This window comes from Senimuribacter intestinalis, assembly GCF_943192965.1.
Classification (GTDB): domain Bacteria; phylum Bacillota; class Clostridia; order Peptostreptococcales; family Anaerovoracaceae; genus Senimuribacter; species Senimuribacter intestinalis.
In genome coordinates this window covers 226,633-248,532 of record NZ_CALPCF010000004.1, presented here as the reverse complement: position 1 = coordinate 248,532, position 21,900 = coordinate 226,633, and the positions used below count along the sequence as shown (strand labels likewise).

Genomic DNA, 21,900 nt, shown 5'->3' with positions numbered 1-21,900 from the left:
GGAGGAACTTTTTATGAAAACAGATATCGCAAAAGGGCTTCTGTCCATCGAGGCAGTTTTCCTAAGACCAGAAGAACCTTTCACCTGGGCAAGCGGCATTAAGAGTCCGATTTACTGTGACAACAGACTGACCCTGACCGCACCAGAGGTAAGAATTAAGGTAGAAGAAGGACTGGTTGCCACCATCAAAGAGCACTTTTCCGAGTGCGAAGTTGTCATGGGCACCAGCACCGCAGGCATTGCCCACGCTGCAATCGTCGGTCACCTGATGAACATTCCTATGGGCTATGTCAGAGGTTCCGCCAAGGACCACGGAAGAACTAACCAGATTGAAGGAAAACTCCTTCCGGGTCAGAAAGTTGTTGTCGTGGAAGATCTGGTCTCCACAGGCGGCTCTGCAGTAGATACTGTAGAAGTCCTTCGTGCTGCGGGCGCTGATGTTCTGGGTATTGCCAGCATTTTCACCTACGGCATGAAAAAGGGTCTAGACAGATTTGCGGAGCACAACGTAAAAAACGTAAGCTTATGTGACCTTGACGCTTTGGTAGAAGTCGCTGCTGACACAGGCTATATCAAGGCTTCTGATAAAGAGAGAATCTTAAAGTTTAGAGACAATCCTTCTGATGAAGGTTGGATGAAGGGAGACAAATAAATGAACAAAATTAAAAATCTTATCAACATTACCGACTTCACCATCGAAGAAATCGATGAGCTAATTCGTGTGGCTGATGACATTGTGGAAAACCATGCTGCATACGAAGACATCTGCGCACACAAGAAACTGGCGACCTTGTTCTTTGAACCGAGCACCAGAACCAGACTCAGCTTTGAAGCTGCAATGCTTGAACTGGGCGGCAGCGTGCTAGGATTCTCTGAAGCAAGCTCCAGCTCCGCAGCAAAAGGCGAAAGCGTAAGCGACACTATCAGAACTGTCGGCTGCTATGCAGACATCATCGCAATGCGCCATCCAAAAGAAGGTGCGCCGATTGTAGCTGCACAGAGAACTACCGTACCTATCATCAACGGCGGCGACGGTGGTCACTTCCATCCGACCCAGACCCTGACCGACCTTTTGACCATCAAGAGAAAAAAAGGCAGACTGGGCAACATGACGGTAGGTCTTTGCGGCGACTTAAAATTCGGAAGAACCGTACACTCCCTCATCGAAGCAATGCTGAGATACGAAAACGTCAGCTTCGTTCTCATCTCCCCGCAGGAACTGCAGGTACCTGACTACGTGAAGGAATCCATGGACAAAGCCGGCGCAAAATGGAAAGAAGTTGAAAGACTGGAAGACGCTATGGAAGAGCTAGACATTCTGTACATGACCCGTGTACAGAGAGAACGTTTCTTCAACGAAGAAGACTATATCAGATTGAAGGACAGCTACATTCTGGATTTAGAAAAACTGCAGGCTGCAAAAGAAGATTTGACCATCATGCACCCACTGCCAAGAGTAAACGAAATCTCTGTTGAGGTTGACGATGATCCGAGAGCGGCTTACTTCTTCCAGGCACTGTGCGGAAAACATATTAGAATGGCTCTGATTCTTTACTTACTGGGAATTAAGAGAGAAGCATAATTAAAGCAATAAAGAAAGAGAGGAATTACTTATGAATATAGATGGCGTAAGCACCGGTATCGTACTGGATCATATCAAAGCAGGAAAGAGCATGCAGATTTACGAGCTGCTCAGACTGGACAAAATTAACAACTGTGTTGCAATCATTCAGAATGCAGACAGCTCCAAATACGGCAAAAAGGACATCATCAAAATCGACCAGCTGATCGATCTGGATTTTGATGTTCTGGGTTACGTTGACGACAACATCACCGTCAACATCGTAAAAGACGGTAAACTGTTCGAGAAGAAACATCTGGAACTGCCGGAAACTCTGACCGATGTAATCAAGTGTAAAAACCCTAGATGTATCACTTCCATTGAGCAGGAAATCGTACATAAATTTAAACTGGTCGACAAAGAAAAGCAGGTTTACAGATGCGTATACTGCGATGCAGAAAGTAAATAACCAAAAATTATAGATTGAGTAGGAGAAAATTTCTCTAATTGAGAAATTTCCGGCCTTTCACACCACCGTGCGTACCATTCGGTACACGTCGGTTCAACCAACTTAACGTGTAACACACCTTGCGGTGTAATAGTCCAGCATAGAGATTAGCCCATATTCGGCTAATCTCTTGTTGCTTATTGCCTTTTGTATCTAGCTGTTATGGCACCCTCAGGTTTTGGTATCTCCACCCTGCGGACTGGCGGCGGTTTATATTTTCTTGTCCGTCGGACCAAGGGTTTGCCTACAGCTTCCTTCAGATTCCATCTCACGATGGACACCCTTGCTGTTCAGCTATACACTTCCTCGTTGCCTAGGCGTGTTCGGGTCTTTCACCCGTTAGAGCGCGCCCATGGCGCGCAAACCAAAACAGCAGCCAAAAGAATTTCCCTGGCTGCTGTTTTTTCACCTAGCACATCCTATTTTAAATCAAATGCAAAATGCTGCATAAAGCGGCACCGTCTTTTTTCCATCCTCAAAGCCAAAATTCTTCGCAGAAAGCTTGATTGCATAAGCCGGCTTATAAGTCTCCATGTAGACCTTTAAACTTTTCGCTTTCGTATTATCAGCAGACTTGACCTCAACAGGAATCAGCTTGCCATCACGCTGAATGACAAAGTCAATTTCTGCGCCTCTTTCGGACATCCAATAATACGTATTATATCCATTTATTGCAAGCTGTACATTGACATAATTTTCGGTCATGCCGCCTTTAAAGTCATTAATTTCTGATGTCATGTAGAGAATATCATCCGCGGTTAAATCTTTTTTCGCACAAAGCAGTCCCAAGTCCGACACATATATTTTGAACGAGTCAATGTCGCGATAATTCTCAAGGGGCTTTTTAATCTGCTCTACCTTGTAAATCCGTGACACGATACCTGACAGACAAAGCCACTCAATAGCATTTTCAAACTCTGAAGCGCGCCCGCCTTTTTTTACGAGCTTATACTGAAAACGAGTATTTTTCTTTGAAAGCTGCACAGTAATATTGTCATAGGCAAGCCTCGTTTTTTTTATTTCATTTAGATTGTTATATTTGCTCATGTCATTCAGATAACTTGCAAGAATTGTATCCTGTATATGACGAACAAGGACATAGTCCCTTGTGTTTGCAAACTGCATCACACATTCTGGCATACCACCTACAACCAGATACTGGCGATAGAGTTTCATCGCCGTATCATGAAATGCTGACGGCAGTGGCGTATCAGAAGCAAAGGACTTCTTAATTTGCTCTACAAGTGAATCCTCGCCCATAGCAAGCATAAATTCCTCCATATCCATCGGATACAAGGTTTTCATATCCACCTTGCCAACAGGAAAAGAAAAGCTGGCTCTATTGACCGCTACGCCCAGCAGACTACCTGCCACAATGATATGATAATCTGGTGCATCCTCGCAAAAGTACTTCAGTGAAGTCAACGCCCTTTCGCAAAGCTGCACCTCATCAAAAACAATCAGCGTTTTCTCTCTGATAATCGTCTGACTTGCAATATGAGATAATATCGGTATAAGATAATCAGGACTGATATTCTCTTCAAAAGTCTTATTCAACGCAGGATTCGTTTCAAAGTTAAAATACACCACATTCTCATAGTAAGTACGACCAAACTCTAAAATCGAATAGGTCTTACCAACCTGCCTTGCCCCCTGTAAAATAAGAGGTTTGCGGTGTTGGCTTTCCTTCCACTCCTCCAAAAATTTCGTAATCTTTCTATCCATAGAATAACCCTCCCTTAGAGTGTTACCTATAGCATATCAGATATTCATGTTCATTTCAACAATTTTTATCGAATGATTCGCGTTAAATTACACGAATATTTCATTGATCCCAACTCTATTTGATACGAACCTTCCATATTTTCTAAACCGTCCGCCGTGCAAACAGGATAAAAGCACTTACCAAACTTGCAACACTTATGGCAATGGTTATCAAAATCACAGGCACAAAATCCGCCGGCTCTGCTGCGGAAGCAAGTAACGTCTGGGCATTGAACAAAAAGCCCGGCAGATATTCTTTAATTGTGGGGAGAAATCCTAGCAAATATACCGCAGCAAAACTGCAAACTACAGCGGCAAGGGCGGCTCCGCCGGTTTTGAAAATTGCCGACATAAGTAAAACCAATGTAATCAGCCATAATCCCAGCAAATAGTAGCACCCACCAGCAGCAAAAACGTACGCTGCACTATCGTCATTCCAGAAAAAGCGGTTATAACCCCATGTAATGGCAAAACTCATCCAATAGCCTGCGGTCCAAAGGATTCCCGTAACCAGCCCCTTTGCCGCAAGGATTTTCCAGCGCGCCAAACCTTTTGCCAGCATCATAGTTAGTGTTCCCTTTTCGTATTCGCTGGTCAATATACCAGAAAAAAGTAAGAGAAACACAATCATAGCCAGAGGGATATTTTTGCAAAACTGATTCCACGAAGTCAGTCCATTAACAGTAGTCGCCACTATATGAAAACCGCTGTCTGCCAAATCTCCCGCTAATGTCTCCATCAGCCACGGTGTCATTTTAGCGATTGCAGGATTCATGACGCCAAAGAGGACAAAGAGAATCATCAAAAACATCAGCTTTCCCGTCCGCGCTGCCCACAAAAATTCTTTCCATGTAAATGCTCGCAGTTCCATCATTTTCCCATCACCTCCATAAATAAATCTTCCAGCGCTGGCTCCTTCTGTTCTACTCGCTGAACTGCAAGACCGCTGTGCGATAAATCCTCTAAAATAGCGGGCATATCGTCCACTCCTTTATCATCAAAATGCAGTCTGCAGCTTCCTGTCCTTCTGACCTGCGGATATCGCTCCGCAAATAACGCAGCGTCTGCCGCAGTGTCAAATTCGACTTCTATCCCATTACTGCCACGCAGCTTTCTCATCTGCTCCATAGTTCCCCAGGCAGCAAGCTTTCCACCGTGAAGAAACGCAAATTCATCACAGATTCGCTCTACATCAGACAGGATGTGCGTCGAGAACAGAACCGTCGTCTGAGATTTCACCTCCGATAAAATGTCCAGAATTTCACGTCTGCCCGCCGGATCAAGGGCTGAAGTAGGCTCATCACAAATCAAAAGCTTCGGCTGTGTAAGCAGTGCCTGTGCAATACCAAGTCGTTGTTTCATTCCCCTAGAAAAGCCATGAATACGTTTATTCTTTCCCGCCAGCCCTACCATCACCAGCAGGTCTTTAACTCTATGTTCACATTCCGCCTTCGGTATTTTGGATATTTTTCCGCATAAGTTCAGATATTCCATTGGTGTTAAAAAATCATAAAACTCTGGTACATCAGGCAGATACCCTATGTTTCGATTGGTCCGGCTGCTGCCAAACAGGACTTTTTCCCCCTGCACACGAATTTCCCCACTATCAGGCTGCATCAGACCTAAAATAAGCTTCATGGTAGTGGTCTTCCCTGCACCATTCTCTCCAATAAATCCGAAAATACTATTCTCTGGAACAGAAAAATTCAAATCATTCAACACACTGTTTGCGCCAAAGCGCTTTGAAACATTGCGAAGCTCCAGTACATTCATCAGTTATCCTCCTTCCCCAGTAAAAAATATAGCACCGGGCCAATAAACTGCATACCAGCAATGGCTACAATGATCCAAATCGTCCGGTTTCCCCTTTTATACCTGTCATGGGTCAATATATGCCACATGGTAAACGCCAGCAGCGCAATCTCCGCAATTGCCAGTGGAATGAGAAACGGCATTAATTCTCGCAAACTCATCTTTCCTGCCCTCCTATGGTCTCTAATAAACGCTTTATTGCTAAAAAACGCGGTTCTTTCTGTATAGGCGCAAACGCCGGATGCTGAAAAATCTGCGCAGCACTTTCCAAAATCACTTTCTTACTGCGCGGCGCTCCTCCGCCCTGCACCAGCGTCTCAAACCAATCCCCCATTTTATCAAAATAGCTGTCGCCGCAAAGCCGAAATCCGTTTTCTTCACAGCTTCCGATACATTTTACGTAGCGTTCCAAACGGTTCAAAGCCTCTTCATGCATGGAATAACACATATAAACAACGGCTGCCTGCATATGATATATGGCCTCGTTGGGATGCGTCATCTCCTTATTCCAGTCTTCCAAAAGGCTATCCACGCGCCTGATGGTTTCCATGCAAAAATTCCGGTCATCCTTCCTTAACGACATGCGCCAAACTGCATCAGACATCAATATGATTAGATGTATATACATGCTTACCTGCGCAAAGCTATCCGCCTGCTCATTTTCTCCTAGCATCTGATATGCCTGAATCAAAAGCCCGTCGCTCTGTACCGCTAAACGATATGGACTCAATGTTTCTTCCAAACACTCTACAACGTCCGCAGCTTTTCCCAACTGTAACAGTGCTGTAGCACGCATCATCTGCGCATCACCGCAAAGACCTACATCCCCACTCTGAGAACTGATATGATCAAAGAGGGCTATCGCATCTTCCAAAATCGTTTCCTGCTGCTTCCTGCTCTCCGCCAGCATAAAATGATTGATCCACAGCGAACCTATATAGAACAAAAAACGATAACAGCTGTAGTATTGCTTCACTAGCTTCCTGCTCCGACTCATGGTCTGTTCAAACCGTTCCCGTATCGCAAATTCCTCCGACAATTCCTCATAAATCCCCTGTATCTGTTCTTTACTCAACTGCGGCTCATATCCCACCAGTTGATCGATTGTTACATCAAAGAAAGCAGCAAGTTTAGGCAGCATCAATATATCCGGCAGCGACTGTTTCGTCTCCCACTTAGATATAGACGCCTTAGTTACGCCAAGAAAATCCGCCAGCTGTTCCTGGGTCATTCCCCGTTCCCTGCGCAAACAAGTGATGTTCTCTGAAAAACTCAAAATATTCATCCTTACACCTCCTACAGTTATTATATCCAGCCCGCTCACTCTGCTCAATAGAGATGCACGATATTTCGCGAAGATAAATCAACCGGCAGGAAACTTTTTCTCTGGAAAAGATACCATAACAGACAAAAAACAGGGCTGACCATCATCGGTTCACCCTGTTTTCTCTGTTCTATTAAATTTGATCTTATCTAATTGCTGTTTCCAGCGCAATTTCCATCATCGTAGTAAATGCGGTCTGCCTTTCGTCTGAGCTGCAGGATTCCCCTGTAACCATGTGATCGGATACGGTGCAGATGCACAGCGCATTTTTTCCGGCTTTTGCAGCCTGCATGTACAGCGCTGCCGCTTCCATCTCTACGCCCAACACGCCCATGCTTCTCCACTTGTCGTAATCTCTGGTGCTGTCATAGAATACATCTGATGAAAAAATCGTGCCAATATGCGGTTTAACGCCTAAATCAGCAGCCGCTTGCTCAGCCTTTTTCAAAAGATCATAGGAGCACACAGCAGGAAGCACCGCATTGATTTCATACTGAGCAGCCCAGTTGGAGTTGGTCATGCAAGCCATACCCATGATGATATCTTTGACTTTAACTTCCTCGCGAAGTCCGCCGGCAGTGCCGACTCTGATGATATTCTTTACATCATAAAAGTTGAACAGCTCATAAGAATAAATCCCGATAGCAGGCATTCCCATACCGGAAGCCATGACGGATACTTTCCTGCCCTTATATGTACCAGTGTATCCTTGTACACCTCTTACATTGTTGACAAGTTCAGCGCCTTCCAGAAAATTCTCCGCAATAAACTTAGAGCGCAGCGGATCGCCCGGCATAAGTACGGTTTCTGCAAAATCGCCCAGCTTCGCTGAAATATGTGGGGTAGGTATATTAGACATATCAATCATCTCCTTTTCATTTCTATTTCGTTTATTTTATTATATCAATATAGTCCCCCTTATACCAGCGCAATTTGCAAAATAATTTCCCCCTTCATCCGATTCTCTTTTTATTATGAATAAAAGCTTGGAAAAGGCAAGTTGGATTTTTACTTTTTCAGACTTTCATTTCTAAAGTTTCTCATCGGAAATTTTTTATTTATTTTATCTGCCTTTATGCTAAAATAGAGTAAGCAACATAACCGGAGGTTTTAATATGAAGAAAAAAATCTGCATTTTATATACAGGCGGCACCATCGGCATGGTTCCCACAGACAAAGGCTATGCGCCAAAGAGGGGTTATTTTCACGATGCAATATCGTCTATCGACGATTTAAAAGGAGAGGGCATGCCGGAGTGGGACATGATCGAATTTGAACCGCTGCTGGACTCTTCTAATATCGCAGTAGAGCAGTGGAATCAGATTGGCAGGGCAATTCGTGACAACTACGACGCCTATGATGGATTTGTCGTGCTTCACGGCACCGACACTATGGCATACACCGCTTCAGCCCTGTCCTTTATGCTGGAAGGGTTGAACAAACCTGTAGTTGTCACCGGCTCACAGATTCCACTCTGTCAGCTCAGAAGTGACGCTAGAGACAATCTGATTACCTCCGTTTTCATCGCCGGACAAGGTATCGTACGTGAGGTCAGTCTTTATTTCGGCGGCAGACTTCTGCGCGGAAATCGCTCAACCAAAGCCTCCGCTGACGGGCTCATCGCTTTCGATTCTCCCAACTATCACCCGCTGGCGGAAGCCGGAATCGACATCAAATACAATACGGCGGAACTCTTTGAACCGAATCCAGACGCTGCTTTTTCACTCACTGAGTTTACGCAGACCTCCATCGGTGTATTAAAAGTATTTCCAGGCATTCAGTTCAGTCTCTTTGAATCCATTATGACGGAGAGTCTGAAAGGCATCGTGCTGGAAACCTTCGGCGCAGGCAATATTCCAAGCTACGATAATGCGCTGCTGCCGATTATCAAAAAAGCTTTTGAACACGGCACCATCATCACCGTCTGCTCCCAGTGCCAGCAGGGCACCGTCAAGCTGGGCGCCTATGAAACCAGTTCTGCACTGACAAGAGCCGGCGCCGTCAGCGGCTACAACATGACTACAGAAGCTGCTGTTGCCAAGCTATATTACCTGTTCAGTCTCAATCTTCCAAAAGAAGAAATCAAGGCAAAGATGGAAGAAGATTTGCGTGGGGAATTAACGAAATAACAACCCCACCCTTCCTCGAAGCACAGCTTCGGGTGGGTCCCAGGAGCCTGCTTGTCAGCAGACAATAACTATAGATGCAAGACGAAGAAAAGGTATACTTACTTCGTCTTTTTTCGTCTATTTTTCAATACAAGTAGGATCCATCAGAAAATCATAGATATTTACAGTCAGAATACCGAATTCATCATAATGGGCAGGTACGACGTCCCCAGTAATGACAATTTTCTTGAAAGAATCATCAATCCTGCGGAATGGTCTGATCTCTTGATTTCGTTTTTCTTCATCAGGCAGAGAATATGCCGACTGAATATAGTACCGAGCGGAGCCAAGATTGCAGACAAAATCCACCTCCAGCTGCTTTCGAACTACCTTTCCGTCCTTGTTCTTTTCTGCAATCGGAATCACTCCCACATCTACGCTGTAACCTCGCATGCGAAGTTCATTATAAATCACATTTTCCATGGAATGCGTTTGTTCAAACTGCCGGAAGTTGATTCTCGCATTACGCAGTCCCAAATCTGAAAAATAGTATTTCTTTGGCGTTTCGATATATGATTTGCCTTTAATGTCATACCGCTGCGCGGATTCAATTAGAAAAGAATCCTCAAAACACGCAAGATATTTTTTAATCGTCGCGGAAGTGATTCGGGATTTTTTTACAGTTTTGAAAGTATTCCTAAGCTTCTCCGGATTGGTCAGAGAACCGATAGCGGAGGAAAGAATATTCAGCAGATCCTCCAGTTCCCCGTGATTACGAATACGGTTGCGTTTATAAATATCCTGCATATAGATTTCGTTAAACAAATTCTGCAAGACTGCCGCTTTATCTCCAGCTCCGTCCCGAAGAACCACCAATGGAATACCGCCATAAAGCATATATTCAGACAGTCCCTGATACTTGTCTCCCTGATAAACAGTCATAAACTCCGCAAAGCTCAAAGGATACATATGGATTTCATCACCTCTGCCTGCAAACTCAGTGACAATATCTTTAGAGAGAAATTTTGCATTGCTTCCGGTTACAAACACATCTATATTTTCTTTTCTTAGATAGCTGTTCAGTACAGCCTCAAAGCAATCCATCAGCTGCACTTCATCCAGAAGCAGATAATACATTTCATCGTCTACAATCTGCGTTCTAATATATGCCATGAATTTTTCAGGATTCACGCCTCTTTTTTCTTTTTCAATTTGAATTAGGCTTTCGCCAATCAGGAACAAATCATCTGCAGAGTCAAAGGCAAAACGGATAATATGACTCTTGTCCACACCGCTCTCCAAAAGATGATGATAAAAGATAGTATTCAGCAAATAAGACTTTCCGCATCTGCGAATACCTGTGATGACTTTAATCAGTCCATTATTTTTTCTTTTTATCAATTTATCCAGATAAAAATCTCTTCGGATTTCCATAGCAAATCCTCCTTTAGAATAGATTTTTGCAACTTTTAACACTTTTCTATTCTATTGTAGCAATTAAACCTACGGAAATCAATATATTAACCGCATTTAGAATAGATTTTTGCAATCTTTAACACTTTTCTATTCTATTATGCCCATCATTTCCTGTCATTATTTCTCAAAAAATACAATTTTCAGTCCCTGCTCTTCAGCGGTTGCTTTCATATATCGCACAAAAGCTCTGGAAGCTTGGTCCATATATTCACCCTGCCTGGTTTCTATAATCAAACTGCGGCGGCTTGCTACCGCACTCAGTGCTTTCACACAAGCATTCATAATATTTACATCTTTCAGTGTGCTGCTGTCACGACCAGCCAGTTCACTCTTCCAAAACTCCTGCTGGATGCTGCCAAGGCAGAATACATCACGCTCGTTCAAAGCTTTATAGAGCAAATCTCCGTGCAGTTCTTTAAGATCTTTCAAAAGTGCAGACAGCCAAAAGTATGGAATACCCTCCATGCAGGTAATACAAACTCTCTCCTCTGTAGAAACCGCTGCAGAATCTTTTACTTTCCGCTCTCTTCGAACAAATGCCTCATACTGAGCACCATCCTGTATCTGCCTGTATTTCTCAGTCAATACTTCTCCGGGTGCAATATTAATACTGAATGCCAGCGTATTACTAAAGGTTCTGTAAAAATTGACTGCTTCCGCTCTTTTTCCAATTTTACAGTAAGCGTCCATCACCAGACCAGCAATTTCTTCATTATAAGGGTCAATCTTGAGAATCTCCTGCAACACTTCAATCTCACCCTCATAGTTTTCTTCCTGCGCAAGCAGTTCAGCCATCGACTCCATGACCTGTACTTTCAGCTTTTCAAACTCAATTCTGCGATATAGAATCAGATTGTTGAGTTCCTCACACCCCTTGAAGAAAGCACCCTCATAGAGTTCCCCGGAAAACAGACTGCGAAAGTGCAAAAGCTCCGCCATAGTGTACTCTTTCTTCCGGTCAAAGCAAGCTGCTTCTATAAAATCGCATCCATACTCATAGGTAGCATTGATTTTGCAGGTATTGTTATCCGACAGCAAAAACAAATTTCCATCTGCATCTTCTTTGATGATTTTCTTGATTTCCCACAAGTTATAGCGAAGATTATATCTGGCTGCCTCCTCCTTGCTGTCCGGCCACAAATAAGCGATGATTTTTTCCCTGGAAAGACCTTTTACCTTACTTTCCATGAGCAGAAAAATTAGTGCGCATGCCTTGCTTCCCAGCTGCGTCGTAATATCCTTTCCACGATATAAAATTTTTAAATTTCCCAAAAAGAACAATTCCAACATTTCTTTACTCCCCGATGTGCCGCAGTTAAAAACGTTCGTAAATAATATCCCCCGACTTCATCGTCATCGTCACTTTGATATCTTTCAGTCTCTCTTTTTCTGCCTCAAAGATATCGCAGTCCAGCACGATGATATCCGCCAGTTTTCCTTTTTTCAATGTTCCTTTATTCTCTTCCTCAAAAATAGCGTAGGCTCCTTCGCAGGTAAACATCCTGAGGGCATCGTACACGTCAATACGATGCTCTTCCACCGGATGATTCACAGCCGCGCTAATACCCAGCAAAGGATTTGCTTCCGTAACGTCACTATCTGAACCACCGCAAATCCTGACTCCTTTTTCCATGATTTCACGAAATGCGTTTGTCAGTCTGTATCTGCTTCCCAGTCTTCTCTCATAAATCCCGCCCTTTCCGCCGCAATCCAGCTCGTAAGACGGCTGCATGGAGAAGATGAGATTCAGCCTTTTCGCCCGCTCAACCTGCTCCTCCGTTGCCAGTTCCACATGTTCAAGACGATGACGCAGTGCAGTTGTCCCCACCTGATACATCGCCTGCACATGCGCAGTAAGCGCCGCTTCGATGGCTCTGTCACCGATGGTATAAAGCGCCAGCTGAATTTCATTTTCGTAGCATTCCAGCACAAAATCGTTGAGCTGTTGCTGGCTTAGACACAGCGTTCCCATAGTACCTGGGCAGTCCTCATATTCAAAAGAAAGTGCTGCCGTTCTGTTTTCAATGGTCCCATCGATATAAAGGCTCCCGCCGATTCGTTTCAGCCCCTTCTTTTTTACCTTCTCGATATCCATGGTTTGATAAAACAGCACCATATCAATGGGAAAATCCTTCCCATGGTGGTAAATAAACTCGGCATCCTTATCACTGTAACAAGTCCCGCCCTCCATGGCATTAATCGTAGTAATTCCTTTTTCCAGCAGTGTCGGCATCAGCTGATTGACTGTATCAAATCTAAATTCATCGGAAAAACTGTCCAAAATATTAGTTCTAAGCAGCGAATTGGCATTTCTTCTAAAAACACCGGTAGGCATTGACCTTTCATCCAGTTCAATGCCTACAGTTGTAAATGGAATTTTAAAGTAAAGAAGCGCATAGGTGTTTAAAATGCTTACCTGGTATTCTTTAGAATTAATCCAGACAGGAACGTCATCACAGCATTGATCCAGCATATTGCGAGTCAGCTGTTTATCTTCCCTAAGGCCATCAAGCGACAATCCATAGCCTCGAATCATCTCGCCGGGATGGGCAATCGCTGCTTCTTTTATCCGGGCACTAATTTCTGCAAGACTTTTCACATCGCTCAAATTCAAACTCACTGCATTAAAGGCAGTTTGAATGACGTGGAAATGACTGTCGATGAAGCCCGGCAAAACGGTGTGTCCTTCTGCGTCTACAATGACAGTATCTTCCGACAAATAGCTTTCAAAATCTTCTCCATATCCTAAATCTAGAATACGCTGATTCCTAACAGCAACCCAGTCGAAGCACTGACCTGCCTCCTCCATAGTCACACATTTTCCGTTTTTAATGATAACGTCCGCTAGCATAATATCCTCCATGCTGATTTGATTTTTCTTATTTCAAATCCCCATAGACGAGGTTGCCTGCAACAAAAGTATGGGTTACCTTTGTCGTCAGAATTTCCTCTTCCGGGATTTCAAAAATATCTTTATCAAGTACCGCAAGGTCAGCAAAATATCCTTCCTGTAAAAGTCCCAGAACATCTTCCTGTCCAGTTGCATAATGCGGGTTTCTTGTATATAATGCTACAGCATCAAAACGGCTCAGTTTCTGCTCTGGGTGGTATCCGCCCTTAGGCGCCCCGTCCAGTCCGCAGCGTGAAACCGCAGCATAAATACCCGGCATCGGGCTGTAGCTTTCTACTGGGCAATCCGAACTTCCTGTCAGACGCAGCCCTGCCTGCTGTAGTGTATTCCATGCATAAGCGCCATCCATTCTGTCAGGACCCAATCTATCCTCAATCCAGTTCCAGTCAGTAGCAAGGAAAATCGGCTGAATGTCCAGCACCACCGGCAGTGCCTTCATCCGTGTAAGAAGTTCTTCGTTGATTATCTGCACATGAATAATTCTGAAAGGCAAACGTTTTGCCAGTTCTTCTTCGGTTGCACCGCATTCCTTTTCCTTTGCCATGGCAGTTTCTATTGCCGTCAAAGTTGCATCAAGCGCTACATCACCAATTGCGTGAATGGCAGGCTGCAAACCTTTGTGATATGCTGTAAAAATCTTTTCGTTCAGGTCTTCCTGACTGCAGGTCATAAACCCGCTGTTTCCCGGATCATCTGCATAAGGCTCTTTCAATGCTGCAGAGCGAGAACCCAGTGATCCATCGGTAAACAGCTTGTATCCTCCCTGCTGAACTAAACGATACGGATTGTTGTATTCTTCTTCAGTCACAGGCTCTTTGTCAAACAACTCATCCAGATAAACTGTAATTCTGACGCCAAGCCCTTCTTTTTCAGCTAATTCTTTGTAGTAGTCTATGTCCTCTGCATAGTTCCAAATCTGTGCAGCATAGGTATGTATATTGGTAATTCCTTTTGCATGCATATCCTGCAGTACAGTCTGATATACCTCATCCTTTACACTTTTATCAGACAGCGGATCTGGAATGATAAAGTCAAAGATCTTTGTAGCCTGTTCACGGAAAACGCCATTTGGCATCCCGCTTCCATCCTTTTCCACAATACCGCCTGTTGGCTGCGGATAGTTCTCATCCACCCCTGCAAGTTCCAGCGCCTTGCTGTTGACAACTGCAGCATGCAGACAAACCCTGCGGATTAAAATCGGATGTTTGGTGCTGATCTTATCGAGATCCTCTCTGGTCGGCATTCTATTTTCTGCCAGCTTATTCTGGTCAAAAGCTACGCCCTTAATCCAGGTTCCTTCCGGCGTTTTTTCTGCTTTCTCTCTCATGAGGCTGCATAGTTCATCCATGGTTTTCGCATGTTCCAGATTTACAAAGGTCTGATTCTGACAATAAGCATACATATGCATATGCGCATCAGATAGTCCTGGAATCACGGTTGCACCTTTCAGGTCATATTTTATGCGGCTGTCGTATGCTTTTGCATCTTCGCTGCTTCCTGCAAATACGATCTTGCCGTCTTGTATTCCAATTGCTTCTACTGTATCTCCGGCAGCCTCCATGGTGTAAATTCTGCCGTTATATAACAGTGTATCTAAGTTTTCCATACGCAAAGCGATTCCTCCCTTTAGTTTACCATAGTTTTTTCAAGAAAACGATATAAAATCTCTGCAGTTTGCACTACAGTATCCATCTGTACATATTCATCAGCGCTGTGGTAATTTTCTCCATCTGGTCCAAAGATTAGCGCCGGTGCGCCCAGTCTGGTTCCCAGATAGTTAAAATCTCCAATGCTCTGAAAATAGGATATATTTGCCTCCTTTCCCGTCACATCGCGTACTGCCTGTGCAAAATCACGGGTATACAGGTTATTTTCTTCTGTCACATATGGCATGAATCCTTTTGAGCCCTCTGATGGCGCTTCCCGAAAACAAATTTCGTATCTGCACTTAACCGTTGCTCTATCAAGGGCTTTCTTAATTTCTGCTTCGATGGTTTGCGGAGATTCTCCTCTGACAATATGCCAAAACAGTTTCACTACAGCTTTATCAGGCACACTGCAGGCACCACCGTCGCAATCTATTGCAACAACACAAGCTGCCCCTTTCCCAAGCTTATCATCTTCCACATAGTTAATGTTTTCCAGTTCTGCAACAAACTTTGAAGCATCTAAAGCCGCACTAATTCCTTTCTGCGGATCTGCCGCATGGGCAGACTTTCCGTAAAACTCGACTGTAAGACCGTAGCCGCCTCGCGCACCCAGGCACATGGTTGGGAAAGCGTTTCCTGTAAATCCTGCACTAGGTTCTGTAATAATGGAATAGTCAATATCCGCAAGCAGTCCGTCTTCTATCATAGCATTTGTCCCCATGCCATAAGGACCTTCTTCCACAGATACTAAGGATAGCAGCAATCTTCCTTTAAATGCTTTATAGGTTTTCAAAAATTTTTGCACTGCCGCTATTGCGGCGGCGCATCCGGACTTCATGTCCAGTGCGCCTACGCCATAAAAGCGGTCTTCAATCATCTCACCGCAGGGGTTTTTACTCCATCCGTCGCAGAGCTTAACGGTATCCAGATGTCCATTGATATGAATGGTCGGACCTTCCTTTCCGCAGCTTGCTTCAATGAGTAAATTCTTCCCATGAAATCCGGTGATTTTTTCTTCGTAATAAGCATGCACCTTAACAGGTATATTTTGTTCTTCGAATATCTGGCAGACATATTCCATGACATCCTCTTCTTCAAAGTAAGGACTGTCAATTGCAACCAGATTTTCCAGAAGCTTGATTACTTCATTACACATTTTTCTTACGCATTAGCCTCGTTTTCTTTTGCAACTGCTGCAGCTTCTTCAGGTGTCTTTTCCCACAAGAACATTTTGAAGCAGGTGCAAAGGATTGCAATAATCGGTGTCAGGTAGCACAGGAATGTGTATGGTGCATAATCCCATGCAGATACGCCCAGTGCGCCTAAGTAAAATACACCGCAAAGTCCCCAAGGTACTAACTGAGAAGTTACTGTACCAGAGTCTTCACAAGTTCTGGATGCCAGTCTTCTCTGCAGGTTCAGCTTGTCGTATGCAGGCAGGTACATTCTTCCTGGAATGATGATTGCTACATACTGAGAACCGGATAAGAAGTTAACGACAACGGAAGTAATATTGTGAGTGATAACCAGACCTCTCGGTGTACGGGTCAGTCTTTCCATCTTGTCCAGGATTGCTTCCATTACCAGACATTTTTCTAAGATACCGCCATAGGACAGACCCAAGTAACCAAGGGACAGCGTCCACATCATGGACTGAATACCACCGCGGTTTACCAAAGAGTCTACGATATCAGAACCAGTTTCCATGGAGAAGCCATTATTCATGTATACCATCAAGTCATACAGGTTATAACCCTGTGTAATTACTGCAATCAACATTGCAAACAGCGATCCTACAACCATAATTGCCAGTGCACTGACCTGCTTAGCAGCAAGTACAACGATCAGAACCAGCGGCAGCAGACTGATGATGACATGCAGTGCATCAATATCGAAGTTTGCCTCAATTGCGCCTAAAATTTCATTTACACTCTCCATATCCATGTTGGATGCAGAGTATTTGCTTCCGATAATAGCATATAATACTAAGCTGATTACGTATGCAGGAACAGTAGTGTAAACCATTGCTCTAACATGGTCAAACAGGTTTGCTTCACAAACACCTGCAGCCAGGTTGGTGGAGTCGGACATCGGAGACAGTTTGTCACCAAGTACTGCACCGGAAATTACTGCACCGGCAGTAATAGGAGCTGGAATACCAAGACCTACGCTGATACCCATGAACGCAACACCAAAGGTAGCCGCTGTAGTCCAGCTGGAACCGATACAGATTGCGGATACGGAACATACCACACAAGCGGTTACCAGGAAAACAGACGGGCTGATAATTTTAAGTCCATAATAAATGAGGGACGGAATGGTTCCACAAGCAATCAGCATTGGAATCAACAGACCGATGAACATCAGAATGAGCATCGGTACGGTAGCGATTTTGCAGCCGTGAAGAATACCCTCCTCAATCTGTGCCCACTTTGTGCCAGTGGCCATCAACAGGATTACTGCAAAGGCAATGGAAAATACCAGAGTCAGATGAATCTCCGGAGAATATCCCAGTACCAGCTGTGCAATAATCACCACAAACAAAAATGCAATAATAACGACGGAAATACCGAACGACGGTTTTTTTAATGTTTTTTCGTTCATTTTCCTTTTGGGTTGTTATACTTTACAACCGCTCTCCTTTCTTTCTTTTTTTGCATTATATACGGGCTCAGTTTTACTTTGTGTTTTATATTTTGTTTTATACCATGTTTATCGGCGGAGAAAACAAACATTTTTCTTAATTCGTCTTCCTGACTGTTTGTGCTATCATACCTTGCTCCTTTTTGAATTAAATTTAGTTTCTTCTGCACAATTTATCGCATATTTGACTTAAATGGTGCATATACAAAAAGACCGCCAAAATAAAAAGCCCTGCGGAGTGCAGGGTAAATTGACTATTGCAAAATCTTTTTAATCGTGGTATATTGGAGTCAAGAAGGAAGCCTTGGCGAACCTTCTGATAAGCTTTAAAATGTATTCAAAACCGTCTCAGGTGGCAGCCCGAGGCGGTTTTACTTTCGGTGGTTATCCCATCTGACAATCCCAATAATCATCAATACGATGACTAGGATTTCATAGTCAGACATTCAGGCTCCTTTCCGAAGATTCGCCGCCATAAGACTTCCATATTTTCTTGACTATACGTATTATACCACGCCTTGTTTCTGCGGACAAGGTTCCTTATTTTTCATCAACTTCCGGCAGTCATATTTGACTTGTATGCGCGTCAGTATCGCATAAAACGCCCCATCAAAACCCACCTTTGCTACCGGGTTAAATTCCATAGAAACAGAAAATGCAGGCTATAACAACCTGCATTTTTCAATCTTCTGGAGCTCCCGGCCGGGATCGAACCGGCGACCTGCGCGTTACGAATGCGCTGCTCTGCCAACTGAGCCACGGAAGCAAATCCAGCGGGCGGCGGCTTTTATCATACGCCGCCCGGCATCTATCATATTTATTTAATGACCTCGTAATTACAACCCGGAAAACTCAGGTCAAACCTGCAGATACCCTTATAGTCACAATAAGTACAAGGGGACTGTTTCTCCGTTTTCTTCGGGTGGATGGCGATTCTGCCATCAGAAAGCTGTCTGCACAGCTTCTCAATCTGTACATCTACATCTGCCTGTAGCTGCTCAAATTGTTCATCACTGAGAAGAAACCCCTCAGAAGTTGCGGAAACCTCACCAGCAGTGTTTCTTCGCAGAGGCAGAATATCCGAAAATCCGCTGAACTCGCCAGCGATATCTTCGATAACCGCACCACTATCTATCATTATACCACTTAATCGGAAAAATTTCCTCATTTCTTTTGAAATTTTTTCAAAAAATTTTTCCCGCTCTGTTCCAGTCAAATCCACTCGCTGGTCTGCAATGTGAAAATAGAATACTCCGGCAGGCTTTCTCTGTTTTTCCTGCGCCGCTTTGAGATACAGCATAAGCTGCAGCCGGTATCCGGCTCTGGCTTCTTTTTCATTGAAGGTTTCTTTACCGGTCTTGTAATCTACAATTTTAACCCGATCGCCTTCTAAAATATCCAATCTGTCAATTTTGCCTTCGATATAAACCGTACTGCTCCCTAGATCCACTTCAATAGGCGCTATACTGCGTTCTCTTCCAAAAGGCACCTCGTAAAGACTTTTCTCGATCTTTCCTGCCCGCACCTGCTCCACAAGAGCCCAGCAGACATGAAAGCATGTATCCTCAATACGCCTGGTCTTGTAGCGTTCTTCATTGCCGAAGTCAAAAATTCCTTCCCGGTAATTTGCAGCTTCCAGCTTTGCAATATCGCTGACAAAACTGCGGCATTCATCCTCCGAAATACTATCCCATCGATCTTCTGCCGTCAGCTTCCGTGAAACCTCCATTAAACATCGATGGTAGATATCCCCGATTTCTCTGCTCGACGCCTCATAAATCCGCCGTTCCTGCGGTCTCAGCCCATATGCGATAAAATGAGAAAAGGGGCAACGACTGAACTTCTCCAGCCTGGACGGGCTCAGGGTCATCGGCAAATTCATTTCCTTTTTATACAGCAGCGCCGCCAGTTCTGGCGAAATATCCTTCTGCGCATTGGTAAAGGACAGCCCCTCGGAAACCCGCTGCAGGCTTTCCGGTTCATGACACTGGTACCAATGTATTACAGCCTTCCACCTGCTGTCGATCTTTTCCCCCCGCCTTACAGAAAGCAGCGCTTCCGTCAAATGACGCAAGGTATTGATCCTGCCGCCTACTACTGCATCAATATCCCCGCTGCTAACTACATCTGTCTGCACGGTGAGATTTGGAAACAGCCTGCGCAGTGTATCGATGATTTCAGACGGGCGACTTTCCTTGCCGTCTCCGTCGCTGGCAGAATAGCTAATCCACAGGTAATCCGACGCCTTTGACAGGTTCCTGTAAATCGCCAGCTGTTCTTCCATGACACGAATTTTTTCTACTTTACAGATTTCTTTTCCTTCCTCTGCGAAAAATTCCAGTTCTTCCATACTGAAAAGCCCCTCAGAAGAAGCATTTGCAGGAAGCAGACCTTCGTTAGCGCCGATGATAACCACCGCTTTCACCTGACCGCTTCTGGTTCTCTGCATGGTTCCCATGAGAATATCGTCCGCAGTCGGCGGCAGCACGCCAATTTCAAGCTGAGACAGTCCGGCAATCAAGAGCTCTACGAAATCCTTCCGTCTAAACTGCTCTTCCCCGGCAAGCTCTGCAATCTGATCCAAAAGTCCAACCATCTGCCCCCAAATCTGTGCAGTCTCCTCCGCCAGATCAAAAAGACCCTGCTCCTCCTGTACGCGAAGCAACTCCGCAATCCGCACGCCTAGCCCGCAGTCCTCTATCAAAAAATCATAGTATCGGCAGACAAAATCGCCCATAGATACCGTCTCATCGCAAATCATTTTAAGCCCGGCAAACAGCTCCATCGCCTTTTCTCTTATGGCGTTAAGTTCCTCAAGACCGTCATCTCCGTACTCCATCTGCCCCTTAACAAAAGGCGCCAGCCACATGTTCCTCTTGATTCTGTACTGAATGGAGTAGTTCTCAAGGCGCTCAATTTCTTCATCAGAAAGACTGGAAAACCCAGTTTTCAGCACTTTGAAAATATCGCTGCTCCGATAGTTATACACTACTGTTTCCAACAGTCCCACCGCAAAAATTGCAATAGGCGAACTCAAGACAGACCGCTTTTTGTCATCAAAAACAGGTAAACCCCATTCTTCAAAAACTCTTCCTATAATAGAGCCACGCACGGTCTGATCATTGCAAATCACTACGATATCCCGATAGCGAAGCCCTTTGTCCCTGATTAAATGCAAAATATAGGACGCTGCTGACTCTGCCTCGCTGTACATGTTGGCAGCCTGCACCAAAACGACCGGCGCGTCTTGCTCCTTCAGTAAAGGAAAATCGCCGGTTCGCTGCCCCACCGCATAAAACTCTTTTTCAATATGGGAGATGGCTGGATTTCTCACCGCATCAAAGCCAGTCCCTTCAGCAATCTGCTGTATCCTGCATTCCATATCATAGGCTTCCGCTTGTTTCCGTAAATTCCTCATGACAATTTCCGGCAGCAGAAACAGTTCTTCATCTCTGCAGCCCTTGTCGCAGGTCAAAAATACGCTGACTTCCTTTGCAGTTGCTATGAGATTTCCCAGCACATCCAAGGCTTTCGGCGCAAAACTGTCAAAGCCGTATACCCAAATCCTGCTCTCGGAAATCCACGCAGATGAACGAATCTTACTCATATACAGGTCGATATAATCCTCAGAGTCAGTATATCTATCCTTAATTTTCTTCTGATATTCACTGAAAATCAGCACAAGATCAGCAAGTTTCGCCCGCAGAACGCTTTCTTCAGAAAGCGCCTGGCTTAGTTCCGTCAAGTCCTGCGGATTCACGTTATACTGCTTCATCTCCGAAATAAAGTTATTCGTCATCTCGATAAATGCCGGTTTTCTGAGACTGCCTTTAAACACTTGCAGCTTGTCCTCGCATTTTCCGGCAATCTGGGTCAGCAGCATATGTCTGCCGTATTTATCGATAAAGGTTTTGCTGCCGCCCCCCTGCTGCGAAAGCAATCTGCTTCCAAGGCGCGACATGCCGATAATCTCCACATCCATCATGCTTTCTGCATGCAAAAACAAGAAAGCCTGCTTCTCTGCTTCCAGCGTGTACTGATCCGGCACGATGACAATCGTCCTGCCTGGATTTTTCTGAATATCCTCGTAGATGAACTTTTCCTTTTCGATACTTTCTCTTCCGTAAAAGATTTGCAGCATAGT

Annotated in this window: 19 protein-coding genes and 1 tRNA gene; 4 read left to right on the top strand and 16 right to left on the bottom strand. The window is 44.5% G+C overall.

The window, feature by feature from the left end; all coding sequences use genetic code 11:
- The first annotated feature begins 13 nt into the window (after window positions 1–13).
- The 3 genes from pyrE to NFR88_RS05985 are packed head-to-tail and all read left to right on the top strand — an operon-like array spanning window position 14 to window position 2,030.
- Entirely contained in the window at window positions 14–652 is a 639-nt protein-coding gene (gene pyrE / locus NFR88_RS05995; protein ID WP_251614206.1) for an orotate phosphoribosyltransferase, read from the top strand.
- Window positions 653–1,582, top strand: a complete 930-nt coding sequence (gene pyrB / locus NFR88_RS05990) for an aspartate carbamoyltransferase (protein WP_160201629.1) — start codon at window positions 653–655, stop codon at window positions 1,580–1,582.
- Window positions 1,583–1,613: 31 nt separating this feature from the next.
- Window positions 1,614–2,030 carry an aspartate carbamoyltransferase regulatory subunit gene (locus tag NFR88_RS05985; RefSeq protein ID WP_160201628.1) on the top strand — a complete coding sequence of 139 codons (417 nt, stop codon included), beginning with the start codon at window positions 1,614–1,616 and terminating at the stop codon, window positions 2,028–2,030.
- 468 nt (window positions 2,031–2,498) lie between these two features.
- On the opposite strand, the gene NFR88_RS05980 is transcribed toward NFR88_RS05985, so the two are convergent.
- The 6 genes from NFR88_RS05980 to deoD all read right to left on the bottom strand — a co-directional run bounded on the left by NFR88_RS05980 (window position 2,499) and on the right by deoD (window position 7,828).
- A complete protein-coding gene (locus tag NFR88_RS05980) occupies window positions 2,499–3,794 on the bottom strand; it encodes an ATP-binding protein (protein ID WP_251614203.1) in 1,296 nt (431 codons plus the stop codon).
- Between the two features lie 142 nt (window positions 3,795–3,936).
- Window positions 3,937–4,707, bottom strand: coding sequence for an ABC-2 transporter permease (locus tag NFR88_RS05975; RefSeq protein ID WP_161908621.1), 771 nt, complete (start codon window positions 4,705–4,707; stop codon window positions 3,937–3,939).
- A complete protein-coding gene (locus tag NFR88_RS05970) occupies window positions 4,704–5,606 on the bottom strand; it encodes an ABC transporter ATP-binding protein (RefSeq protein ID WP_160201625.1) in 903 nt (300 codons plus the stop codon). The genes NFR88_RS05975 and NFR88_RS05970 overlap by 4 nt, the downstream gene beginning before the upstream one ends.
- A complete protein-coding gene (locus NFR88_RS05965; RefSeq protein ID WP_160201624.1) occupies window positions 5,606–5,806 on the bottom strand; it encodes a PLDc N-terminal domain-containing protein in 201 nt (66 codons plus the stop codon). The genes NFR88_RS05970 and NFR88_RS05965 overlap by 1 nt, the downstream gene beginning before the upstream one ends.
- Window positions 5,803–6,930: a helix-turn-helix domain-containing protein gene (locus NFR88_RS05960; RefSeq protein WP_160201623.1), complete on the bottom strand. Its 1,128-nt coding sequence runs from the start codon at window positions 6,928–6,930 to the stop codon at window positions 5,803–5,805. Before NFR88_RS05960 ends, NFR88_RS05965 begins: the two co-directional genes overlap by 4 nt.
- A gap of 184 nt (window positions 6,931–7,114) precedes the next feature.
- Complete coding sequence (deoD, locus tag NFR88_RS05955) at window positions 7,115–7,828, bottom strand: purine-nucleoside phosphorylase (RefSeq protein ID WP_160201622.1); 714 nt, start codon at window positions 7,826–7,828, stop codon at window positions 7,115–7,117.
- A gap of 256 nt (window positions 7,829–8,084) precedes the next feature.
- Here deoD and ansA point away from each other — a divergent pair, with 256 nt between their 5' ends.
- Window positions 8,085–9,098 (top strand): asparaginase, encoded by a 1,014-nt coding sequence (ansA, locus tag NFR88_RS05950; RefSeq protein ID WP_161908623.1) that lies wholly within the window; start codon window positions 8,085–8,087, stop codon window positions 9,096–9,098.
- 117 nt (window positions 9,099–9,215) lie between these two features.
- Here ansA and NFR88_RS05945 read toward each other — a convergent pair whose 3' ends face one another.
- The 10 genes from NFR88_RS05945 to NFR88_RS05900 all read right to left on the bottom strand — a co-directional run bounded on the left by NFR88_RS05945 (window position 9,216) and on the right by NFR88_RS05900 (window position 21,897).
- Entirely contained in the window at window positions 9,216–10,511 is a 1,296-nt protein-coding gene (locus NFR88_RS05945; RefSeq protein ID WP_251614200.1) for an ATP-binding protein, read from the bottom strand.
- 159 nt (window positions 10,512–10,670) lie between these two features.
- A complete protein-coding gene (locus NFR88_RS05940) occupies window positions 10,671–11,825 on the bottom strand; it encodes an AfsR/SARP family transcriptional regulator (protein ID WP_251614197.1) in 1,155 nt (384 codons plus the stop codon).
- Between the two features lie 43 nt (window positions 11,826–11,868).
- Complete coding sequence (locus NFR88_RS05935; RefSeq protein WP_251614194.1) at window positions 11,869–13,416, bottom strand: amidohydrolase; 1,548 nt, start codon at window positions 13,414–13,416, stop codon at window positions 11,869–11,871.
- Window positions 13,417–13,432: 16 nt separating this feature from the next.
- Window positions 13,433–15,070 carry an amidohydrolase gene (locus NFR88_RS05930; RefSeq protein ID WP_161908625.1) on the bottom strand — a complete coding sequence of 546 codons (1,638 nt, stop codon included), beginning with the start codon at window positions 15,068–15,070 and terminating at the stop codon, window positions 13,433–13,435.
- A 20-nt stretch (window positions 15,071–15,090) separates the two neighbouring features.
- Window positions 15,091–16,269, bottom strand: coding sequence for a M20 family metallopeptidase (locus tag NFR88_RS05925; protein WP_251614191.1), 1,179 nt, complete (start codon window positions 16,267–16,269; stop codon window positions 15,091–15,093).
- A gap of 5 nt (window positions 16,270–16,274) precedes the next feature.
- Complete coding sequence (gene nhaC / locus NFR88_RS05920; protein WP_160201615.1) at window positions 16,275–17,717, bottom strand: Na+/H+ antiporter NhaC; 1,443 nt, start codon at window positions 17,715–17,717, stop codon at window positions 16,275–16,277.
- On the bottom strand, window positions 17,714–17,926 hold the full coding sequence (locus NFR88_RS05915; RefSeq protein ID WP_160201614.1) for a hypothetical protein: 213 nt from the start codon (window positions 17,924–17,926) through the stop codon (window positions 17,714–17,716). Before NFR88_RS05915 ends, nhaC begins: the two co-directional genes overlap by 4 nt.
- 336 nt (window positions 17,927–18,262) lie before the next feature.
- Complete coding sequence (locus NFR88_RS05910; RefSeq protein WP_160201613.1) at window positions 18,263–18,400, bottom strand: hypothetical protein; 138 nt, start codon at window positions 18,398–18,400, stop codon at window positions 18,263–18,265.
- 46 nt (window positions 18,401–18,446) lie between these two features.
- Window positions 18,447–18,522 (bottom strand) — tRNA-Thr (locus NFR88_RS05905).
- 51 nt (window positions 18,523–18,573) lie between these two features.
- A complete protein-coding gene (locus NFR88_RS05900) occupies window positions 18,574–21,897 on the bottom strand; it encodes a PD-(D/E)XK nuclease family protein (RefSeq protein WP_251614188.1) in 3,324 nt (1,107 codons plus the stop codon).
- Window positions 21,898–21,900 lie beyond the last annotated feature (3 nt).